We start from the raw sequence: 15,378 nt of genomic DNA, 5'->3' as shown, positions 1-15,378 counted from the left end.
CTGTTTAGACTATATAATGTCTGAGATTACTCAGCCGAGAATGGCAGCGAGCTGTGGTGCAGAACGATCTTCAGATCACCAGCATCGTCTTTTTCGTACGCAAAGCTGTACTCAACTTTGGTCTCGTTGCCGTCGGTGCCAGTGAAGAAGTAGTTGCCCATGGCCACAGCCATGTCACCGTCTTCGTCAATCACAGTGCCGTTATTTTCCCAACGGACGGCTGTGTAAGGCGCGATAGCGAAGCCACCATCTTCAGTGCCTTCGGTGCCGACGAAATAGCTGAGCGCCTCGTCATTGGTTTCACGGAACTGATCAACTGCCGCCAGTGTTGGCTTGAACAGGATCGTCGAGTCATCACCATATGCGTAGTGCGTGTTGATGTGCTCTTGCGCCGCAGCGCGGAAGTCGCCTTCGTCAGTGAAGGTCTTGCCGATGGTTACGATACCTTCGCCCCAAGCCTGCTGAGCCGCAGTGACTTCTTCAGCGGTGATTGGCGATGCGTCCGATGCTGCTTCGCCTTCGGCCGCCGCGCCGCCACATGCGGCGAGAGCTACTGCTGAAACTGCCAGTACTGGTACTGCAAAAAACTTTTTCATTCCCTAAACTCCTAAATCGTCTGCACCGCAGATGCGGCTAGACTGAAAAATTGTTACAGAGACTGGCGTTGGAAAGTTCGCGGCCGCCTCTGCTTTTCTTATCAAACGTCCGACATCACATATGCATTTTGCATATGCCAGAGGGGCCCGGTCCGCCGATAGCGATGCACGTTCCGCACATTGCCATACCGCCATAATGCGGCATCCGAAGATAGGTTCCCGAATACTGAAAATTTTTCTGACGGGTTGTTTGCCGACTGTGGTATCTGCTGTTTCGAAGACGGATGAGAGCCAACTTTTCGAGCGCATTGAGAGAAAAAGATCATGAAGTCAGTATGGACATTTGCATTGCCGGTCTTGTTGGCGGCTTGCACGCCGGTGGCGGAGCAGACCAATACCAATGTCGCAGCGAGCACATCTGATCTGGAGAAATCTGCGCTATTTGTGGCCAACAAGTTTGGCCACACACTCTCGAAAATTGATTTGGGTTCTGGCGAGGAAGTGAAGCGCGTGGATAGCTGCACAAACCCGCACGAACTGGCAACTTCCCCGGACGGCATGCACGTTGCACTGGCTTGTTATGGCGGGACGACGCTCGATATCTTTGCGACTTCCGATCTTAGGAGGGTGAAGAGCATTGATCTTGGCGACAACGCTCGTCCGCACGGGATTGTCTGGCATGCCAACGGCTCGCTTTACGCCACTGCTGAGGGGCAAAAGCGTGTCTATTGGATCCGCAGGCCGCTTGCCCGGGACGCGAAGCCACTGGGCTTTGCGACGGGTAAGGAGGGCAGCCATATGCTCGCAATATCGCCCGATGGGCGTCATGCATGGACGACCGACCTGGGCTCTAAAACCGTAACACTGGTCGATCTGATAACCCGCCGCGCGCCGCAGTCGGTTGAGGTTGGGGTGGAACCAGAGGGGATTGCGCTATCGCCCGACGGCAAGGCGCTATGGGTGTCGGCGCGCGGATCGAACAAGGCTTTCGAACTCAATCCTGCCAACCTTGAGATACGCCGCGAAGTTGCAACCGGCGCGTTCCCGCTACGCTTGGCAATCCGCCCGCAAGGCGATGTCGCTGTGACTTCTGATCTGGCAGATGGCGGATTGACAGTGATTGATCTTGCTACCGCCAAAGCAGTGCGGTCGATTGCCGTTTCGAGTGCAGAGGAAGCCGAAGCGCGCCTGCAAGTCACTATCCTATGGTCTGACAATGGTGAGCGGATCTACGTGGCAGAGACCGGCAGCGATACGATTGCCGAAGTGGATTATGCCAGCGGGAAGCTGCTGCGGCGCCTAGAGGCTGGCGATGGCGGCGATGGGTTGGCGATTTTGAGTGAATAGAGTGCGCGAAGGCACTCATCTGCTTTGTGCTTGGTCAAATTGCGTATTCAGTAGATCAACCGAGAAGCTCTCTACGGCGTGCGTTGCTGGTGCCACCGACGATTGATTGCCGCCTGCAACCACGATACGCTTACTTACAGTAGTGGCCCGTACATGACGCCGCGGTGTGAAGGGTGCATCAAGCGTCCGCCATTTTTTATCTAGCGTGTCGAAACCCAAAACAGAACTTTGATTGGCGTAGTCACCGAACACGAATATCCGGCTACCAGACCCTGTGGCCGCGTGGGCGCTCAATGGCATCGGTGGTGGATTTCCTAGGCTCCATAGGTCTCTGACGGGATCATAGATTTGCACGATCGCATGCGCTTTTTCTTGATCATATCCTCCAATCAGGAAAATACGATTTCCGATGGTGACCGCTGCAGCGTTGCCAAGTGCAAGAGGCATTGGTGTGCGGGAAATCCAACGGTCATAAGGCGGTGCGCATTCATATATTTGCGAGCTAGCGATACTCCTGCGTGTTTCAGGATCGCGGAAAACTCCGCCAAATGCGAAAATTGACTGGCCGAACGTTACTGCTGACAGGTGGATCAGCGGCGTGGGAAGGTCAGGGCCCCTCCAGATAGCCTGCGTTTTAGGATCAATCCTCTCAGTTTCCGAGACGAGTCGGCCATCTGTCCCATCTCTGGTCCGTCCGCCCAAGAGCCAGATTTGCCCGTTGGCCCACACAGACGCATGATTGGCTCGCACAAAGATTGCATTTGCCACAAAATTTTGGTCGAGCGACGCCGGATCGATAGTCTCGATAATGCCTAGCAGTGATGAGTAAAAATGATCCTCCGTTCTTGCCGCGCCAACTGGCGCGCCGCCTGAGAGTATGGCTTGCGTACCATCGCTGCAGATCGCCGGTCCATAGCGGGGGATGTGAAGGTGACCTTGCGTGTGACCGGTTGCCGCCAAAGCACTGTTCGAACCCGCTAGAACAGCGGTTGCGGTCAGCGCTTTTCCCAATGAACGTCGCGTAAACCGCATATCGATCTCCAGTTTGCTGTCTCAGGCAGATGGCGACAAAAGGACGATTCTACCTAAACGGCGGCTCATTGAACGCGCGCAGTTTCCGTGAGTGCAATCGGTTGCCTTCTTCATGCAGGCGTTTGCAGGCGGTTACGCCGATTTTCAGGTGAGCGCTGATCGCTTCTTCGTAGAACTTGTTCGCTTGGCCGGGGAGTTTGATCTCTCCGTGCAGCGGTTTGTCGCTGACGCAGAGGAGCGTGCCGTAAGGAACGCGGAAGCGGTATCCTTGGGCAGCAATCGTGGCGCTTTCCATATCAATCCCGACGGCGCGGCTAAGCGATAGGCGCTTGGCGCTGGTGGTGTAGCGTAGTTCCCAGTTTCGGTCGTCGGTGGTGACGATGGTGCCTGTACGCATCCGTTTCTTCAGATCGGCTCCGTGTGTGCCGCTGACTTCCTCTGCTGCGCCAGCAAGGGCCTGCTGGACCTCTGCAATTGCGGGTAAGGGGATTTCGGGCGGCAGTACCGGATCGAGCACGTGATCATCGCGCAAATAAGCGTGTGCCAAAACATAATCGCCGATCTTTTGCGTCGGGCGCAGGCCGCCGCAGTGACCAATCATCAACCACGCTTCCGGGCGTAGCACCGCAAGGTGGTCACAGATTGTCTTCGCGTTGGACGGGCCAACACCGATATTGACCAGAGTAATCCCGCAACCGCCCTCGCTGATCAGGTGATAGGCGGGCATCTGGTGTTTGCGCCATGCGGTATCGGACAGTTGGCTGCTGGCGTTCCGGGTAGCTTCTTCCAGATAGAGGCCGCCAGCACCGGCAAGTGCTTTGTAGCTGCCAGTGCCCAGCTGCTCGCCAGCCCAATCGACGAATTCATCGACATAGCGGTGATAGTTCGTGAACAGCACGAAGCGTTGGAAGTGCTTGGTGTCGGTGCCTGTGTAATGCGCGAGGCGCGCAAGCGAGAAGTCTGTCCGCAACCCGTCAAACAGCGACAGCGGAATTGTTCCATTGCTGTCGTCAATCTCGATCCCGTCAGCGAGTTCATCGCCAATGTCGGCCAGTTCGGTCGACGGGAAATGGCGGGCGATTTCCTGCGGACTTATGCCAGCGAGTTCTGCCGCGACATCGCCATCAAGGACATACGGGAAGGGAATCTCTTGCGTGGAGGTCCGTGCTTCCAGTTCGATCTCGTAATCGCTGCCGATCAATTCGAGCTGGTCGCGCAGATAATGTGCAAACATTGCGGGTCGGGTCACGGTTGTTGCGTAAGTACCGGGCTCGTTCAGGCGGCCAAAGGCGCGGCTGCGGTCTTCCGGTTGGTCGCCGCCCATGAAACGCATGACCAGTTCCGGATAGGCATAGCTGCCGTCGCTACGGCGCGTTTTCGAGGGGAGGGAGCCATCACGACCAAATGCCATCACGTCATTGCGGAGGCGTTCTACGGAGGCGTTATACAGGCGATCCAATTCGCCGATTATCGTTTCTACTGATTTCATCTTGGGCAGATAGCGCCTTTCTTCTTACAATTCAAAGTCAGCCGCAGATTATTGCGGTTCTTACAAAAAAGGCGCGGGTCCCGAAGGAGCCGCGCCTCTGTTTTGCGTATGCGTGAGAAGGATTAGTCTTCCGACTTCTCTTCTTCGGCAGCAGCCTCATCACTAGCTTCGGCTTCAGCCTCTGCAGCAATTTTCTCGGCAACGCCATCGTCGAGCATGTCAGCAGGGATTTCACCTGGCTCAAGGCTCGGGTCGCGGTTTGGCGTATTGGCAGCCGCCGCTTCCTCGATTTCCTTCTGCTCGTCTTCGAACATCTGCGCGAGAACGTCGATGCCTTGGCTTTGCAGCTCGGCTTCATCGTCAGAGCGGGCCACATTGGCCTTTACCGTCACGTCGACTTCAGCGTGCAGACGTACCATTACGTCAAACATGCCGATGGTCTTGATCGGATGACCAAGGATGACTTGCTTCTTAGTCACTTCGTGACCTTGGGCAGCCAGACCTTCAACGATATCGCGAACGGTAACCGAGCCATAAAGCTGGCCGGAGTTCGACGATGCGCGGATCAAGACGACTTCTGCGCCATCAACCTTTTCACCGGTTTTGGCTGCTTCGGCAGCTTTCTCGGCATTCTCTTTTTCAAGACGTTCGCGGTTTGCTTCGAAGACAGCCTTGTTTGCCGCATTGGCGCGCAGGGCTTTCTTGTTAGGCAGCAGGAAGTTACGGGCATAGCCGTCCTTCACAGTGACAACGTCACCGATTGTGCCAAGCTTCTCGATACGTTCGAGGAGAATAATATCCATGGATCTTCTCCTTACTTAACGATGTAGGGCAGCAGGCCGATGTGGCGTGCGCGCTTGATCGCCTTGGCCAGCTCGCGCTGCTTTTTGGCGGATACGGCGGTGATACGGCTAGGGACGATCTTGCCACGCTCGGACATGAAGCCCTGCAGCAGACGAACGTCTTTATAATCGATCACAGGTGCACCCTTACCCGAAAACGGGCAGGTCTTGCGGCGGCGGAAGAAAGGACGTGCCATTAGCTGCGCTCCTCACGGTCAGACCGTTTCTTACGGTCGCGGTCATTTTTGCGCATCATTACCGATGGGCCTTCCTCAGGCTCATCCATACGGATCGTCATGTAACGGATCACGTCTTCGTTGATGCGGGTTTGGCGTTCGAGTTCTGCAACAACGGAGCCTGGGCCATCGATGTTGAGCAGCACGAAATGCGCTTTGCGGTTGCGGTCAATCTTGTAGGCAAGATTTTTCAGGCCCCAAGTTTCGGTCTTGGTGACTTTGCCGTCATTTGCTTCGATAATTTCTGTGGCCGATGCGGCCAGCGCGTCTACTTGAGCTTGGCTCAAATCCTGACGTGCGAGAAATACATGCTCATAATGAGCCATGCTCTCGTTCCTTCATATTGTAATGCCGATCGCTGGCTGATCCGCGGTATTGCGGGGCCCCTCCGGCTTTCTTCGGTTCACCGTATTAAACAGCGAAGCGCGCACATAGCGGGATTTACGGGGAATGCAAGGCGATAAAGCAAAGATCCAACAGCGGAAAAATCGAGAAATAGTTAACAAATTCAACCGCTGATGTCCGTTCAGTACAATAAGTAAAATTCCGAATCAGCAATAAGGGCATTGTTCAAACTCTGAATGACGGGATCTTACTGACATGGCTTACAAGATTATCGCTTTTGACGGTGGCGGTATCCGCGGATTGGTCTCCGCGCTTCTGTTGAAGGAACTCGACCCCAATGGTGAATTGGTGAAGGGCACCAATATGTTCGCCGGAACATCGACTGGTTCGTTCCTGGCATTGGCTCTGGCTGATGATGTGCCGCTCGATACGATTATCGAGATGTATCAAACCAAAGGCAGCACGATCTTTGAAGAAGCGCCAATGGATTGGAATTGCGCCAACCCGTTCAGTGCAGAAGAACAGCAAGCGATTGATGCCGTAACCGTAGACAGTGTCGGCGGGTCAGGTGAGTCAATCAAGTCAATCTTCCAAGCAAAATACAAACCGGACAATCTCCGCAGCGAACTCGGACGTATCTTTGGCGCTGCCAAATTGAGCGAATTGCCGATGTCGGGTGCACAAGTTGTGGTGAACTCGCTGCAATTGTGGTCTGAATGGGAAGGCCAGTGGTCGCCGGTTATGATTGGCAGCGGCCGTAATGATCCTTTCGCAGACATGCATATGGTCGATGCAGCAATGTGCTCAGGCGCTGCGCCAACATATTTCCCGCCGCATGAGCCGGTTTCGCCAGCGAGCAAGGAATGGGGGTATTTCGCCGATGGCGGGCTGTTCGCCAACAATCCGTCGGCATCTGCGGTATCCTATGCAGTTGAGAATTTCGGAGCAGATGTTTCCGATATGCGGGTGCTGTCGATCGGTACTGGCAAGACCCGCCAAGGTATCAATCCCGGGGATGTCGGACAGGCTGATTGCTGGGGCGCATGGCAATGGCTGCGTCCGTCGTCGCGCGACAATGGCAAAGTTCCTGCTGCACCTTTAATCGAAGCTGCGCTGACAGCATCTGCCGCGTCGTGCGAGCAATATGCCAAGCGCATGCTGGGTGATCGCTATATCCGCGCAAACCTTGATCTTGAGCAAGCATACGCGCTCGACAATTGGCAGGACATTGGTGTGCTGGAAGAAGCAGTCGCCAAGTTTGTGCAGACCGATGAGTGGGATGTGATCGTTGATGCGGTTTACGAGTATTGGAACAACCCCAATCCGCTCGCTTTTGAAGAATCTGCTCAGGCAGAGAAGAGCCCAGCACGCAAATCCTGGTTAGCGTCGCTGTTCGCCTAAGCTTGTGCCTGAATTTGTGCCTGGACTTGTACCGGCGCGGGCAATCGCGCGGGCACTCGCCAAATCGCTGATTGAAGGTTAGACGGTCCTCTGACCTTCAATTAGCGGAGAATTCCCACGTGCCAGGCGGTTTGGTAGCCCTTCTCGACGACATTTCCATAATCGCCCGGACTGCGGCGGCCTCTATCGATGATATAGGCGTAGCTGCGAGTAAGGCCGGTACGAAAGCCGCGGGCGTGGTAATTGATGATGCCGCAGTTACCCCATCCTATGTCACCGGACTCAGCCCTGCGCGCGAACTGCCGATTATTTGGCAAATCACCAAGGGCAGTCTCAAGAACAAGCTGCTGATCCTCCTGCCGGGGGCGTTGCTGTTGAGCGAATTCTTACCGTCAGCGATTATTTTCATACTGATGCTGGGCGGGTGTTACTTGTCTTACGAGGGCGCCGAAAAGGTCATTGAAAAACTCGGGGGCGAGAAACATGGCGAGACGCTTGAAGACGATATCAAAGATCCGGCCGAGTTCGAAAAAAAGCGGATTTCCGGCGCCGTGCGGACCGACCTGATCCTCTCGGCAGAGATCATGGCAATCACGCTCAATGAAGTGGCAGCGGAAGATTTGATTACCCGGGCCGGTGTGCTGGCACTGGTTGGTTTGGTCATTACCATCGTCGTTTACGGCGCGGTTGCGCTGATCGTGAAGATGGATGATGTTGGACTGCACCTGTCGCAAAAGGCATCGGTTGCGTCGCAGAACGTCGGGCGCTTTCTGCTTGCTGCGATGCCGAAGTTGCTGGTTGCGTTGTCCTTCATTGGCACCATAGCGATGCTGTGGGTTGGCGGCGGTATTTTGATCCACGGTCTGCACGAGATTGGCCTGCATAATCTGTCAGACTTTAGTCACGGATTGCAGCATGGTGTCGAGGAACTTACTGGCGGATTGGGCGGTATTCTCGGTTGGCTGACTTATGCGAGCATCTCTGCGCTGGTTGGGCTGATCGCTGGCGGCGTGATCGTGTTTGTGCTGCACAAGGTGCTGAAGATCGGTCATAGCGAAGAGGCGCATTGATGGCCGGCAACTGGATGCCAACGCTTTACACTTGTCAGGGATCGCGCGGATTGCGAGCGACTTGGGCAGCATGCGAGGCGGGCATCGATCTGGACTTGCAGATGCTGCCATTTCCGCCGCGCTTTCGGAAGCCGGACTATCTCGAGATCAACCCCCTTGGCACAATCCCGATGCTGGTCGATGGTGACAACCGGATGACTGAAAGCTGCGCGATTGCGCATTATCTGGCGGTGAAGAGCGGAGTCCCGGAGCTGGTAGTCCAGCCAGATGAGCAAGACTACGCAGAATATCTCGACTTCACACACCACGCCGATGCGACGATCACTTTCCCGCAGACGGTCTATTTGCGCTTCGCGAAGTTCGAGAAGGATAAAGGACTTGAAGAAGCTGGCCACGCCTATGCAAGGTGGTTTGGTAAGCGTCTGATCAAGGTTGAAGAGCGACTTGATGAGCGAGAATTTCTATGCGCCGACCGCTTCACGGTGGCTGATATCTGTGTTGGCTATGCTTTGTATCTCGCGAACCGTATCGGTCTGGCCGAGTATTTGAACCCGCGCTTGGTCGAGTATCTCGACCTGCTAACAAATCGCGCAGGATTTACTGCCGCTATTGAGTTGGAAAAAGCCGTCTCCGATGAGACGGGGACCAAGCCAGCAATCGACTAAAGTTTAGCAAGCAGCTCGCCCGCAAATTTCGTTAGCGTATCATCGCGTGCACCCATCACCACAATCCGGTCGCCCGGTTTTGCAATGGATGCGATCAGCTTCCCGCAATCCTCTCGCGAAGGAACATGATCAGCCAGTCCGCCCGCGTCTTCGATCAGTTCGACGATGCGCTCGCTGCCAACGCTGCGGTCGACGGTGCCGCCAAAATAGACCGGGTCGCACATAATGGTGATGTCGTCGGGGCCCAGCTCGCGCGCGAAGGTTTCAGCCAATTCATGACCCATCTGGCGAAGCGGGCCGTAACCGTGTGGCTGGAAGAAGGCGATTACGCGGCCCTCATGGGTTTTGAGTGTACGCAGAGTTGCGGCGCATTTCTCAGGATTGTGTCCGAAATCATCGATTACGGTGACGCCGTTTTCGCTGGTGCCGATAATGTCGAAACGGCGTGCTAACCCTGCAAAGCTGGCCAGCGCGGCGACAGCTTTGCCAACTGGAACGCCAGCAGCAACCGCGCCGGAAATTGCAGCGAGTGCATTCGAAAGATTGTGGCGTCCTGGCAGATTGAGGATCAGTGGATGTTCGCTGCCATCATGACGGTCAATTACTGTTGCAGCTTGGCGAATGGGACCGTCGGCGATGCTGCCGCGTGTGATACCGATCTGTGCCTTGTCCTGGTCAATTCCGAAGGTGATGGCTTCCTTCGCGCGCGGCAACAGGGCAAGCGCCTCTGCATCATCGGCGTTGATCACAGCCACTCCGCTGCGGGCGAGGTAATCGCCAAACAATACGCGTAGTTCTTCCATGCTTTTATGGTCGAGACTGACATTGAGGAGGATGCCCACGGCTGGCCGGTACAGAGCGATTGAACCGTCGCTCTCATCGACTTCGCTGACGAATGCGCCGGGACCGCCGACAATTGCGCTGGCGAAGGGGCGATCTTCGGTTACAAAGTTCTTCATCACCGCGCCGTTCATAATTGTCGGGTCGTTGCTGGTTGCATGCATGATCCAGCCGAGCATACCTGTAACGGTCGACTTGCCGCTTGTGCCACCAATCGCGATGCCAGCGCCCGATGTATTGAACAGGATAGAGAGCAATTCGGCGCGGCTCATGCGAAGGCAGCCGAGCTTGTTTGCGCGAACGACTTCAGGAACTGTATCTTCGACTGCTGCCGAGGCGACCAAAATCTGATCTGGCGAAACCAGACCGCTGCCGTCTTGCGGATGTAGCGCGAACCCTTGTTTTTCTAGTGCAGCAAACTTTTCTGGCGTGCGGCCTTGATCGTTGCTTCGATCCGATCCGGCCACGGTCGCGCCGCGGCCTTTCAGAATCTGGGCGAGGGGCAACATGCCTGATCCGCCTATGCCGCAGAAAAAGAACGGACGAGCCAAAAGCTCTTCGTAAGTGGGGAATTCGCTCATGTGCGGTGCGGTATGCAGTTGTGCGACTGCTTGCAAGCAGGCTAAGTGATGCGATGGTAAAAGTTGCGATATGCGCGCCGGGAAAACGGCTGGAACGCGAACATGCCGATGCGGTGTGCGATCTGGTTGCGGACGATCCGGATATTGAGCTGAATTTCCACAAGCAATGCTTTGAACGACACGGGCATTTCGCGGGCGATGATGCGACGCGGCTCTCGGCATTGCTCGAATGCGCGAACGATCCAGACATCTGCGCAGTGTGGTTCGCAATGGGCGGTTATGGCGCAAACCGCATTGCTGCGGCCGCGATTGCAGGGATGAATGACGCTGCGCGGAGCAAGACGTTCCTTGGCTATTCCGACACCGGCTATTTGCTCGCGGCCCTCTACAAAGCTGGCATCGGCAAAGCCGTGCATGGTCCTATGGTTGGCGATATCAAACATGATGGCGGTGAACAGGCGATCCGGCGTAGTTTGGATTGGCTGAAGGGGGACAGAATAGGCTTGGAGCCATCCATCGGCGACAAAAAAACTGCTGCCTTCAATCTTACAACGCTTGCCATGCTCGTCGGTACCGACCTGATGCCCGACCTTACCGATCATGTGGTAATGGTGGAGGAGGTGGCCGAGCATCTTTACGCGGTCGATCGGTTGTTCTTCCACATCACTCAGAATTTGCGGGATATCGCGGGTATTCGGCTCGGGCGCATTTCTGCCGTGCCGGAGAATGATCGACCATTCGGTTCAAGCTCCGAGGATATTGCCCGATATTGGTGTGAGAAATCGGGTATCCCCTATCTCGGTTTCGCAGATATTGGTCACGATGCAGCCAACACAATCGTGCCCTTCGGACTTGCGGGAAGCGTGGCAGGCGCATAATCCGCGCAGCATATTGACGAGGGCGCATTTGCCGCCTCGCGACAGGAGGTTTCAATGAGAGCATTTGTTTTTCCCGGACAGGGCAGCCAGAAAGTCGGCATGGGCGCGGAATTGGCCGATGCCAGTGCAACAGCGCGTGCGGTATTTGAGGAAGTCGATGATGCCCTCTCGCAGAACCTTTCGACCATCATGCGCGATGGCCCCGAAGAAGAACTGACCCTGACGGCAAATGCGCAGCCGGCGATCATGGCCAATGCCATTGCGACATTGCGTGTTCTCGAAGAAGATTTCGATGTCGCCTTGTCATCCGTTGGCGATTGCGTGGCGGGGCATTCGCTCGGTGAATATACAGCGCTATGCGCCGTCGGTGCGTTCTCATTGGGTGACACGGCATGTTTGCTGAAGTTGCGCGGCAAGGCGATGCAGGCTGCAGTGCCGGTTGGCGTCGGCGCGATGTGCGCTCTGCTGGGCGCCGATGTCGAAAAAGCACTGGCCTTGGCAGGGGCAGCTGCCGAGGGTGAGGTGTGTGAACTCGCCAATGACAATGATCCCACTCAAGTCGTGCTTTCGGGCCATGTCGGTGCAATCGAGCGCGCCGTCGGTTTGGTTAAAGAGCACGGCATCAAGCGAGGCATTCCATTGCCGGTTTCGGCGCCGTTCCATTGCTCGCTGATGCAACCCGCTGCTGATGCTATGGCTGAGGCGCTTGCGGAAACATCTCCTGAAAGCATGGCGCTGCCGATCTACGCCAATGTCACTGCCTCCAAAGTCGAAGACCCGAGCGAAGAGCAGCGCTTGCTGGTCGAGCAAGTCACCGGCCGCGTTCGTTGGCGGGAAAGTGTGTTGGCGATGCGTGCTGATGGCGTTGAGCAATTTGTAGAAATGGGTGGCAAAGTCCTTGGTCCGATGATTGGCCGGATTGATCGCGAAGCAGCAGTTACCAGCGTCATTACAATGGCCGACATTGAAGCGCTGGCTCAGGAATTGTCGTGATTAAATATGCGAAGAGCTTAGTCGCTGCCGGTACGCTACTGGTCTCCCCGGCTGCTTTCGCCGCGGACAACATTGATTGCGGACTAACCGGCTATAGTGCGGAGCAGCAAAAAGTGCTCGATACCTATCAAAGTGGTTTTACCACCAAAGGTATGGAGGATCTTGAGCGTCAAGCGCCCATGATCGATGCGGTATCTGATCGAATTCTCGCATGTGGTGACCAAAATGGCTGGTCCGATGCGGCGGCTGACGCAGCGTTCGACTATGCGACCACCATGATCGACGAGCGGGCGCTGCGTCTATTCTCGCCCAGCGCTAGCTCCATTGTCGATCGCGTGGATAGCGAGTTGCCCGCCGGAGAACGCGACCGCATATGGAAAATTATTGGCGCGGCCTCCGATGTTGAAGGAATCGAAAGTGAGTCTAGCATAAATGAGGAAGACATTCTTTTCCTAGGCGCGACACTGATGAAGTTGGATCCTTTGAGCGATGACGACACGGTCGAGGCTGTCGGTGCGCTACTGGCGATGGTGGTCGCACGGCGTAGAGCCTTGGCAGAGTTCTCAGCACTATAAGAGCAAGCGCGGATGACGGGCAGCATGGTTCAGATTGTTTGGATAGACGGCACGAACTGCGATCTGCTGGGCAAAGTTGCAGACGGTGTTTTTGATGAGCCGATCAGGCCCGACCGGCTCAGCCAATATCTCGCCAATCCCCACAACTGGATGGTCGTAGCTATCACGGATGGCACCGTTGTTGGCCAATGCATGTGCGTTGTACATCATCATCCCGACAAAGAGACCGAGCTCTACCTCGATGAAATCGGCACCGGTGACCACTGGTTGAGGCAGGGTATCGCTTCCAAATTGATGGAAGCTGTCTTCGTGCGTGCGGATGAAGCGGGGATTGAAGAGATATGGCTTGGCACAGAGGCTGACAATGTGCCCGCACAGCGTCTATACGAGAAAACCGGAGCGACGGGCGAACCCGCGCTAATCTATTATCTGGAATGGTGAGAAAAATGATGTTCGATCTTAACGGAAAAACTGCCCTTGTGACTGGTGCCAGCGGAGGAATCGGTTCGGCGATTGCCTATGCCTTGGCGAAGCAGGGCGCGCGGCTGGCCTTGTCCGGGTCCAACGGAGATAAATTGCGCGTTTTTCGTGAACAGCTCAACGATGAAGTAGGTGGCGATCACGTAGAGATTACTTGCAACCTGTCTGACAGTGAAAGCGTTGAGCAGCTCGTCCCCGCGACGGTCGATACGCTCGGTAAGATGGACATCCTCGTCAACAATGCCGGCATCACGCGTGACAACCTTGCCATGCGGATGAAGGATGATGAGTGGGATCAGGTGATAAAGGTCAATCTTGAAGCCGCTTTCCGCCTGATGCGTGCATCAGCGCGGCCAATGATGAAGGCACGCCATGGCCGTATCATCAACATCACTAGCGTGGTCGGTAGCACCGGCAATCCCGGTCAAATGAACTACGCCGCGGCGAAGGCTGGCCTGGTTGGCATGTCCAAAAGTCTCGCACAGGAACTCGCCACGCGCGGCATTACGGTGAACTGCATTTCACCCGGTTTCGTCCGCACGGCGATGACCGACGAATTGCCCGACGCCCAAAAGGAAGCGCTGAACGCGCGTATTCCAATGGGCCGCATGGGCGAGGGCGAAGACATTGGCGCTGCCGTGGCCTACCTGGCCACCGACGAAGCAGGTTACATGACTGGACAAACGCTGCACGTGAATGGCGGTATGGCGATGCTTGGCTGACGAATTATCCGTTTATCCCCAAGGAATCGGCCAATCCAGCTATATTGGCAGGGCGCAGCCTTGCCCCATCGCGCTCCACCGCTAAGGATATTTGCAACTTTACCGGCGCTGGCTGGCGATTTCGGCCAATTGCGCGCAATAGGGAATTGATACGCGATGAAGGCCACAATCGAACGCGCTATGCTGCTGCGCTGTTTGTCCCACGTGCAATCCGTGGTGGAACGCCGCAACACCATTCCAATCCTGTCCAATGTGCTGATCGAAGCCGAGGATGGCGGGGCCGTCAAAGTGATGGCGACCGACCTTGATTTGCAAGTGATCGAGAATATGACCGCTGCGTCGGTCGATACCGCTGGTTCGATTACCGTTTCGGCGCACTTGCTGTTCGACATTGCGCGCAAACTGCCAGAGGGCAGCCAGGTAAGCCTAGAGGCCGCTGACAACCGGATGGCTATCAAAGCAGGCCGCAGCCGTTTCTCGTTGCCGACATTGCCGCGTGATGACTTCCCAGTGATTGTCGAAGGTGATCTACCGACCAGCTTCGAACTGCCAGCAAAATTGCTTGCCGAGCTGATTGACCGGACGCGCTTTGCGATTTCGACCGAAGAAACGCGGTATTACCTCAACGGCATTTTCTTCCACGTGTCAGATGAAGATAAGCCGGTTCTGAAAGCTGCTGCGACTGACGGTCACCGGCTCGCGCGCTTCACTATCGACCAGCCTGAGGGTGCCGAAGGCATGCCTGATGTGATCGTTCCGCGCAAAGCTGTGGCGGAACTGCGCAAGCTGCTTGAAGAAGCGCTTGACGGCAATGTTCAGATCGACCTGTCGGCCAGCAAGATCCGCTTCACGCTCGGCGGTGAGGGCGGTGTTGTACTGACCTCTAAACTGATCGACGGAACCTTCCCCGATTACAGCCGCGTGATCCCGACGGGCAATGACAAGCTGCTCAAAATCGATCCAACCAGCTTCTTCGCGGGCGTTGACCGCGTTGCGACTATCGCAACCGAGAAAACCCGCGCGGTGAAAATGGGTCTGGAGACAGACAAAGTCGTTCTCTCGGTAACCAGCCCGGACAACGGCACCGCGACTGAAGAAGTCGCCGCGCAATATGGTTCCGACGGGTTCGAGATCGGCTTCAACGCTAACTATCTCAAAGACATTTTGAGCCAGATCGACAGCGACGAGGTTGAACTGCACTTGGCTGATGCTGGTGCGCCAACACTAATCCGCAAGGATGACAAAAGCCCGGCGCTGTATGTTCTGATGCCGATGCGGGTTTAGCG

Annotated in this window: 17 protein-coding genes; 10 read left to right on the top strand and 7 right to left on the bottom strand. The window is 55.8% G+C overall.

Features of this window, described 5'->3' with window-relative positions:
* Positions 1 to 26 precede the first annotated feature (26 nt).
* Positions 27 to 596 carry a phosphoribosyl-AMP cyclohydrolase gene (locus J9777_RS06045; protein WP_209347846.1) on the bottom strand — a complete coding sequence of 190 codons (570 nt, stop codon included), beginning with the start codon at positions 594 to 596 and terminating at the stop codon, positions 27 to 29.
* Positions 597 to 920: 324 nt separating this feature from the next.
* Between J9777_RS06045 and J9777_RS06040 the strand changes: the two genes are divergently transcribed.
* Positions 921 to 1,943 carry a YncE family protein gene (locus J9777_RS06040; protein WP_209347845.1) on the top strand — a complete coding sequence of 341 codons (1,023 nt, stop codon included), beginning with the start codon at positions 921 to 923 and terminating at the stop codon, positions 1,941 to 1,943.
* A gap of 15 nt (positions 1,944 to 1,958) precedes the next feature.
* Here J9777_RS06040 and J9777_RS06035 read toward each other — a convergent pair whose 3' ends face one another.
* The 5 genes from J9777_RS06035 to rpsF form a co-directional block, all read right to left on the bottom strand.
* Positions 1,959 to 2,975 carry a hypothetical protein gene (locus tag J9777_RS06035; protein ID WP_209347844.1) on the bottom strand — a complete coding sequence of 339 codons (1,017 nt, stop codon included), beginning with the start codon at positions 2,973 to 2,975 and terminating at the stop codon, positions 1,959 to 1,961.
* 49 nt (positions 2,976 to 3,024) lie between these two features.
* Complete coding sequence (locus tag J9777_RS06030; protein WP_209347843.1) at positions 3,025 to 4,464, bottom strand: AMP nucleosidase; 1,440 nt, start codon at positions 4,462 to 4,464, stop codon at positions 3,025 to 3,027.
* Positions 4,465 to 4,586: 122 nt separating this feature from the next.
* On the bottom strand, positions 4,587 to 5,267 hold the full coding sequence (rplI, locus tag J9777_RS06025; RefSeq protein WP_209347842.1) for a 50S ribosomal protein L9: 681 nt from the start codon (positions 5,265 to 5,267) through the stop codon (positions 4,587 to 4,589).
* Positions 5,268 to 5,278: 11 nt separating this feature from the next.
* The gene (rpsR, locus tag J9777_RS06020; protein WP_160614135.1) at positions 5,279 to 5,503 is read right to left on the bottom strand and encodes a 30S ribosomal protein S18; all 225 of its coding nucleotides are present in this window, start codon (positions 5,501 to 5,503) and stop codon (positions 5,279 to 5,281) included.
* Positions 5,503 to 5,868 carry a 30S ribosomal protein S6 gene (gene rpsF, locus J9777_RS06015; protein ID WP_209347841.1) on the bottom strand — a complete coding sequence of 122 codons (366 nt, stop codon included), beginning with the start codon at positions 5,866 to 5,868 and terminating at the stop codon, positions 5,503 to 5,505. The genes rpsR and rpsF overlap by 1 nt, the downstream gene beginning before the upstream one ends.
* A 274-nt stretch (positions 5,869 to 6,142) precedes the next feature.
* On the opposite strand from rpsF, the gene J9777_RS06010 reads away from it, so the two are divergent.
* From J9777_RS06010 to J9777_RS06000, 3 genes are all read left to right on the top strand, one after another.
* Positions 6,143 to 7,288, top strand: a complete 1,146-nt coding sequence (locus J9777_RS06010; protein ID WP_209347840.1) for a patatin-like phospholipase family protein — start codon at positions 6,143 to 6,145, stop codon at positions 7,286 to 7,288.
* 119 nt (positions 7,289 to 7,407) lie between these two features.
* On the top strand, positions 7,408 to 8,358 hold the full coding sequence (locus tag J9777_RS06005) for a DUF808 domain-containing protein (protein WP_209347839.1): 951 nt from the start codon (positions 7,408 to 7,410) through the stop codon (positions 8,356 to 8,358).
* Complete coding sequence (locus J9777_RS06000; protein ID WP_245228521.1) at positions 8,358 to 9,023, top strand: glutathione S-transferase family protein; 666 nt, start codon at positions 8,358 to 8,360, stop codon at positions 9,021 to 9,023. Before J9777_RS06005 ends, J9777_RS06000 begins: the two co-directional genes overlap by 1 nt.
* On the opposite strand, the gene J9777_RS05995 is transcribed toward J9777_RS06000, so the two are convergent.
* The gene (locus J9777_RS05995) at positions 9,020 to 10,444 is read right to left on the bottom strand and encodes a Mur ligase family protein (RefSeq protein WP_209347838.1); all 1,425 of its coding nucleotides are present in this window, start codon (positions 10,442 to 10,444) and stop codon (positions 9,020 to 9,022) included. The genes J9777_RS06000 and J9777_RS05995 overlap by 4 nt on opposite strands.
* A gap of 53 nt (positions 10,445 to 10,497) precedes the next feature.
* Here J9777_RS05995 and J9777_RS05990 point away from each other — a divergent pair, with 53 nt between their 5' ends.
* The 6 genes from J9777_RS05990 to dnaN all read left to right on the top strand — a co-directional run bounded on the left by J9777_RS05990 (position 10,498) and on the right by dnaN (position 15,376).
* Positions 10,498 to 11,322 (top strand): LD-carboxypeptidase, encoded by an 825-nt coding sequence (locus J9777_RS05990; RefSeq protein ID WP_209347837.1) that lies wholly within the window; start codon positions 10,498 to 10,500, stop codon positions 11,320 to 11,322.
* Positions 11,323 to 11,376: 54 nt separating this feature from the next.
* Entirely contained in the window at positions 11,377 to 12,315 is a 939-nt protein-coding gene (fabD, locus tag J9777_RS05985) for an ACP S-malonyltransferase (protein ID WP_209347836.1), read from the top strand.
* A complete protein-coding gene (locus tag J9777_RS05980; RefSeq protein ID WP_209347835.1) occupies positions 12,312 to 12,890 on the top strand; it encodes a hypothetical protein in 579 nt (192 codons plus the stop codon). Before fabD ends, J9777_RS05980 begins: the two co-directional genes overlap by 4 nt.
* A gap of 24 nt (positions 12,891 to 12,914) precedes the next feature.
* Positions 12,915 to 13,331, top strand: a complete 417-nt coding sequence (locus J9777_RS05975; protein ID WP_209347834.1) for a GNAT family N-acetyltransferase — start codon at positions 12,915 to 12,917, stop codon at positions 13,329 to 13,331.
* Between the two features lie 8 nt (positions 13,332 to 13,339).
* Positions 13,340 to 14,092 carry a 3-oxoacyl-ACP reductase FabG gene (gene fabG / locus J9777_RS05970; RefSeq protein WP_209348624.1) on the top strand — a complete coding sequence of 251 codons (753 nt, stop codon included), beginning with the start codon at positions 13,340 to 13,342 and terminating at the stop codon, positions 14,090 to 14,092.
* Positions 14,093 to 14,248: 156 nt separating this feature from the next.
* Complete coding sequence (gene dnaN / locus J9777_RS05965; RefSeq protein ID WP_209347833.1) at positions 14,249 to 15,376, top strand: DNA polymerase III subunit beta; 1,128 nt, start codon at positions 14,249 to 14,251, stop codon at positions 15,374 to 15,376.
* Positions 15,377 to 15,378 lie beyond the last annotated feature (2 nt).

The sequence above is a fragment of the Pontixanthobacter sp. CEM42 genome (genome assembly GCF_017812015.1).
GTDB lineage: Bacteria > Pseudomonadota > Alphaproteobacteria > Sphingomonadales > Sphingomonadaceae > Pontixanthobacter.
This window is presented reverse-complemented; position numbering and strand designations above follow the sequence as displayed.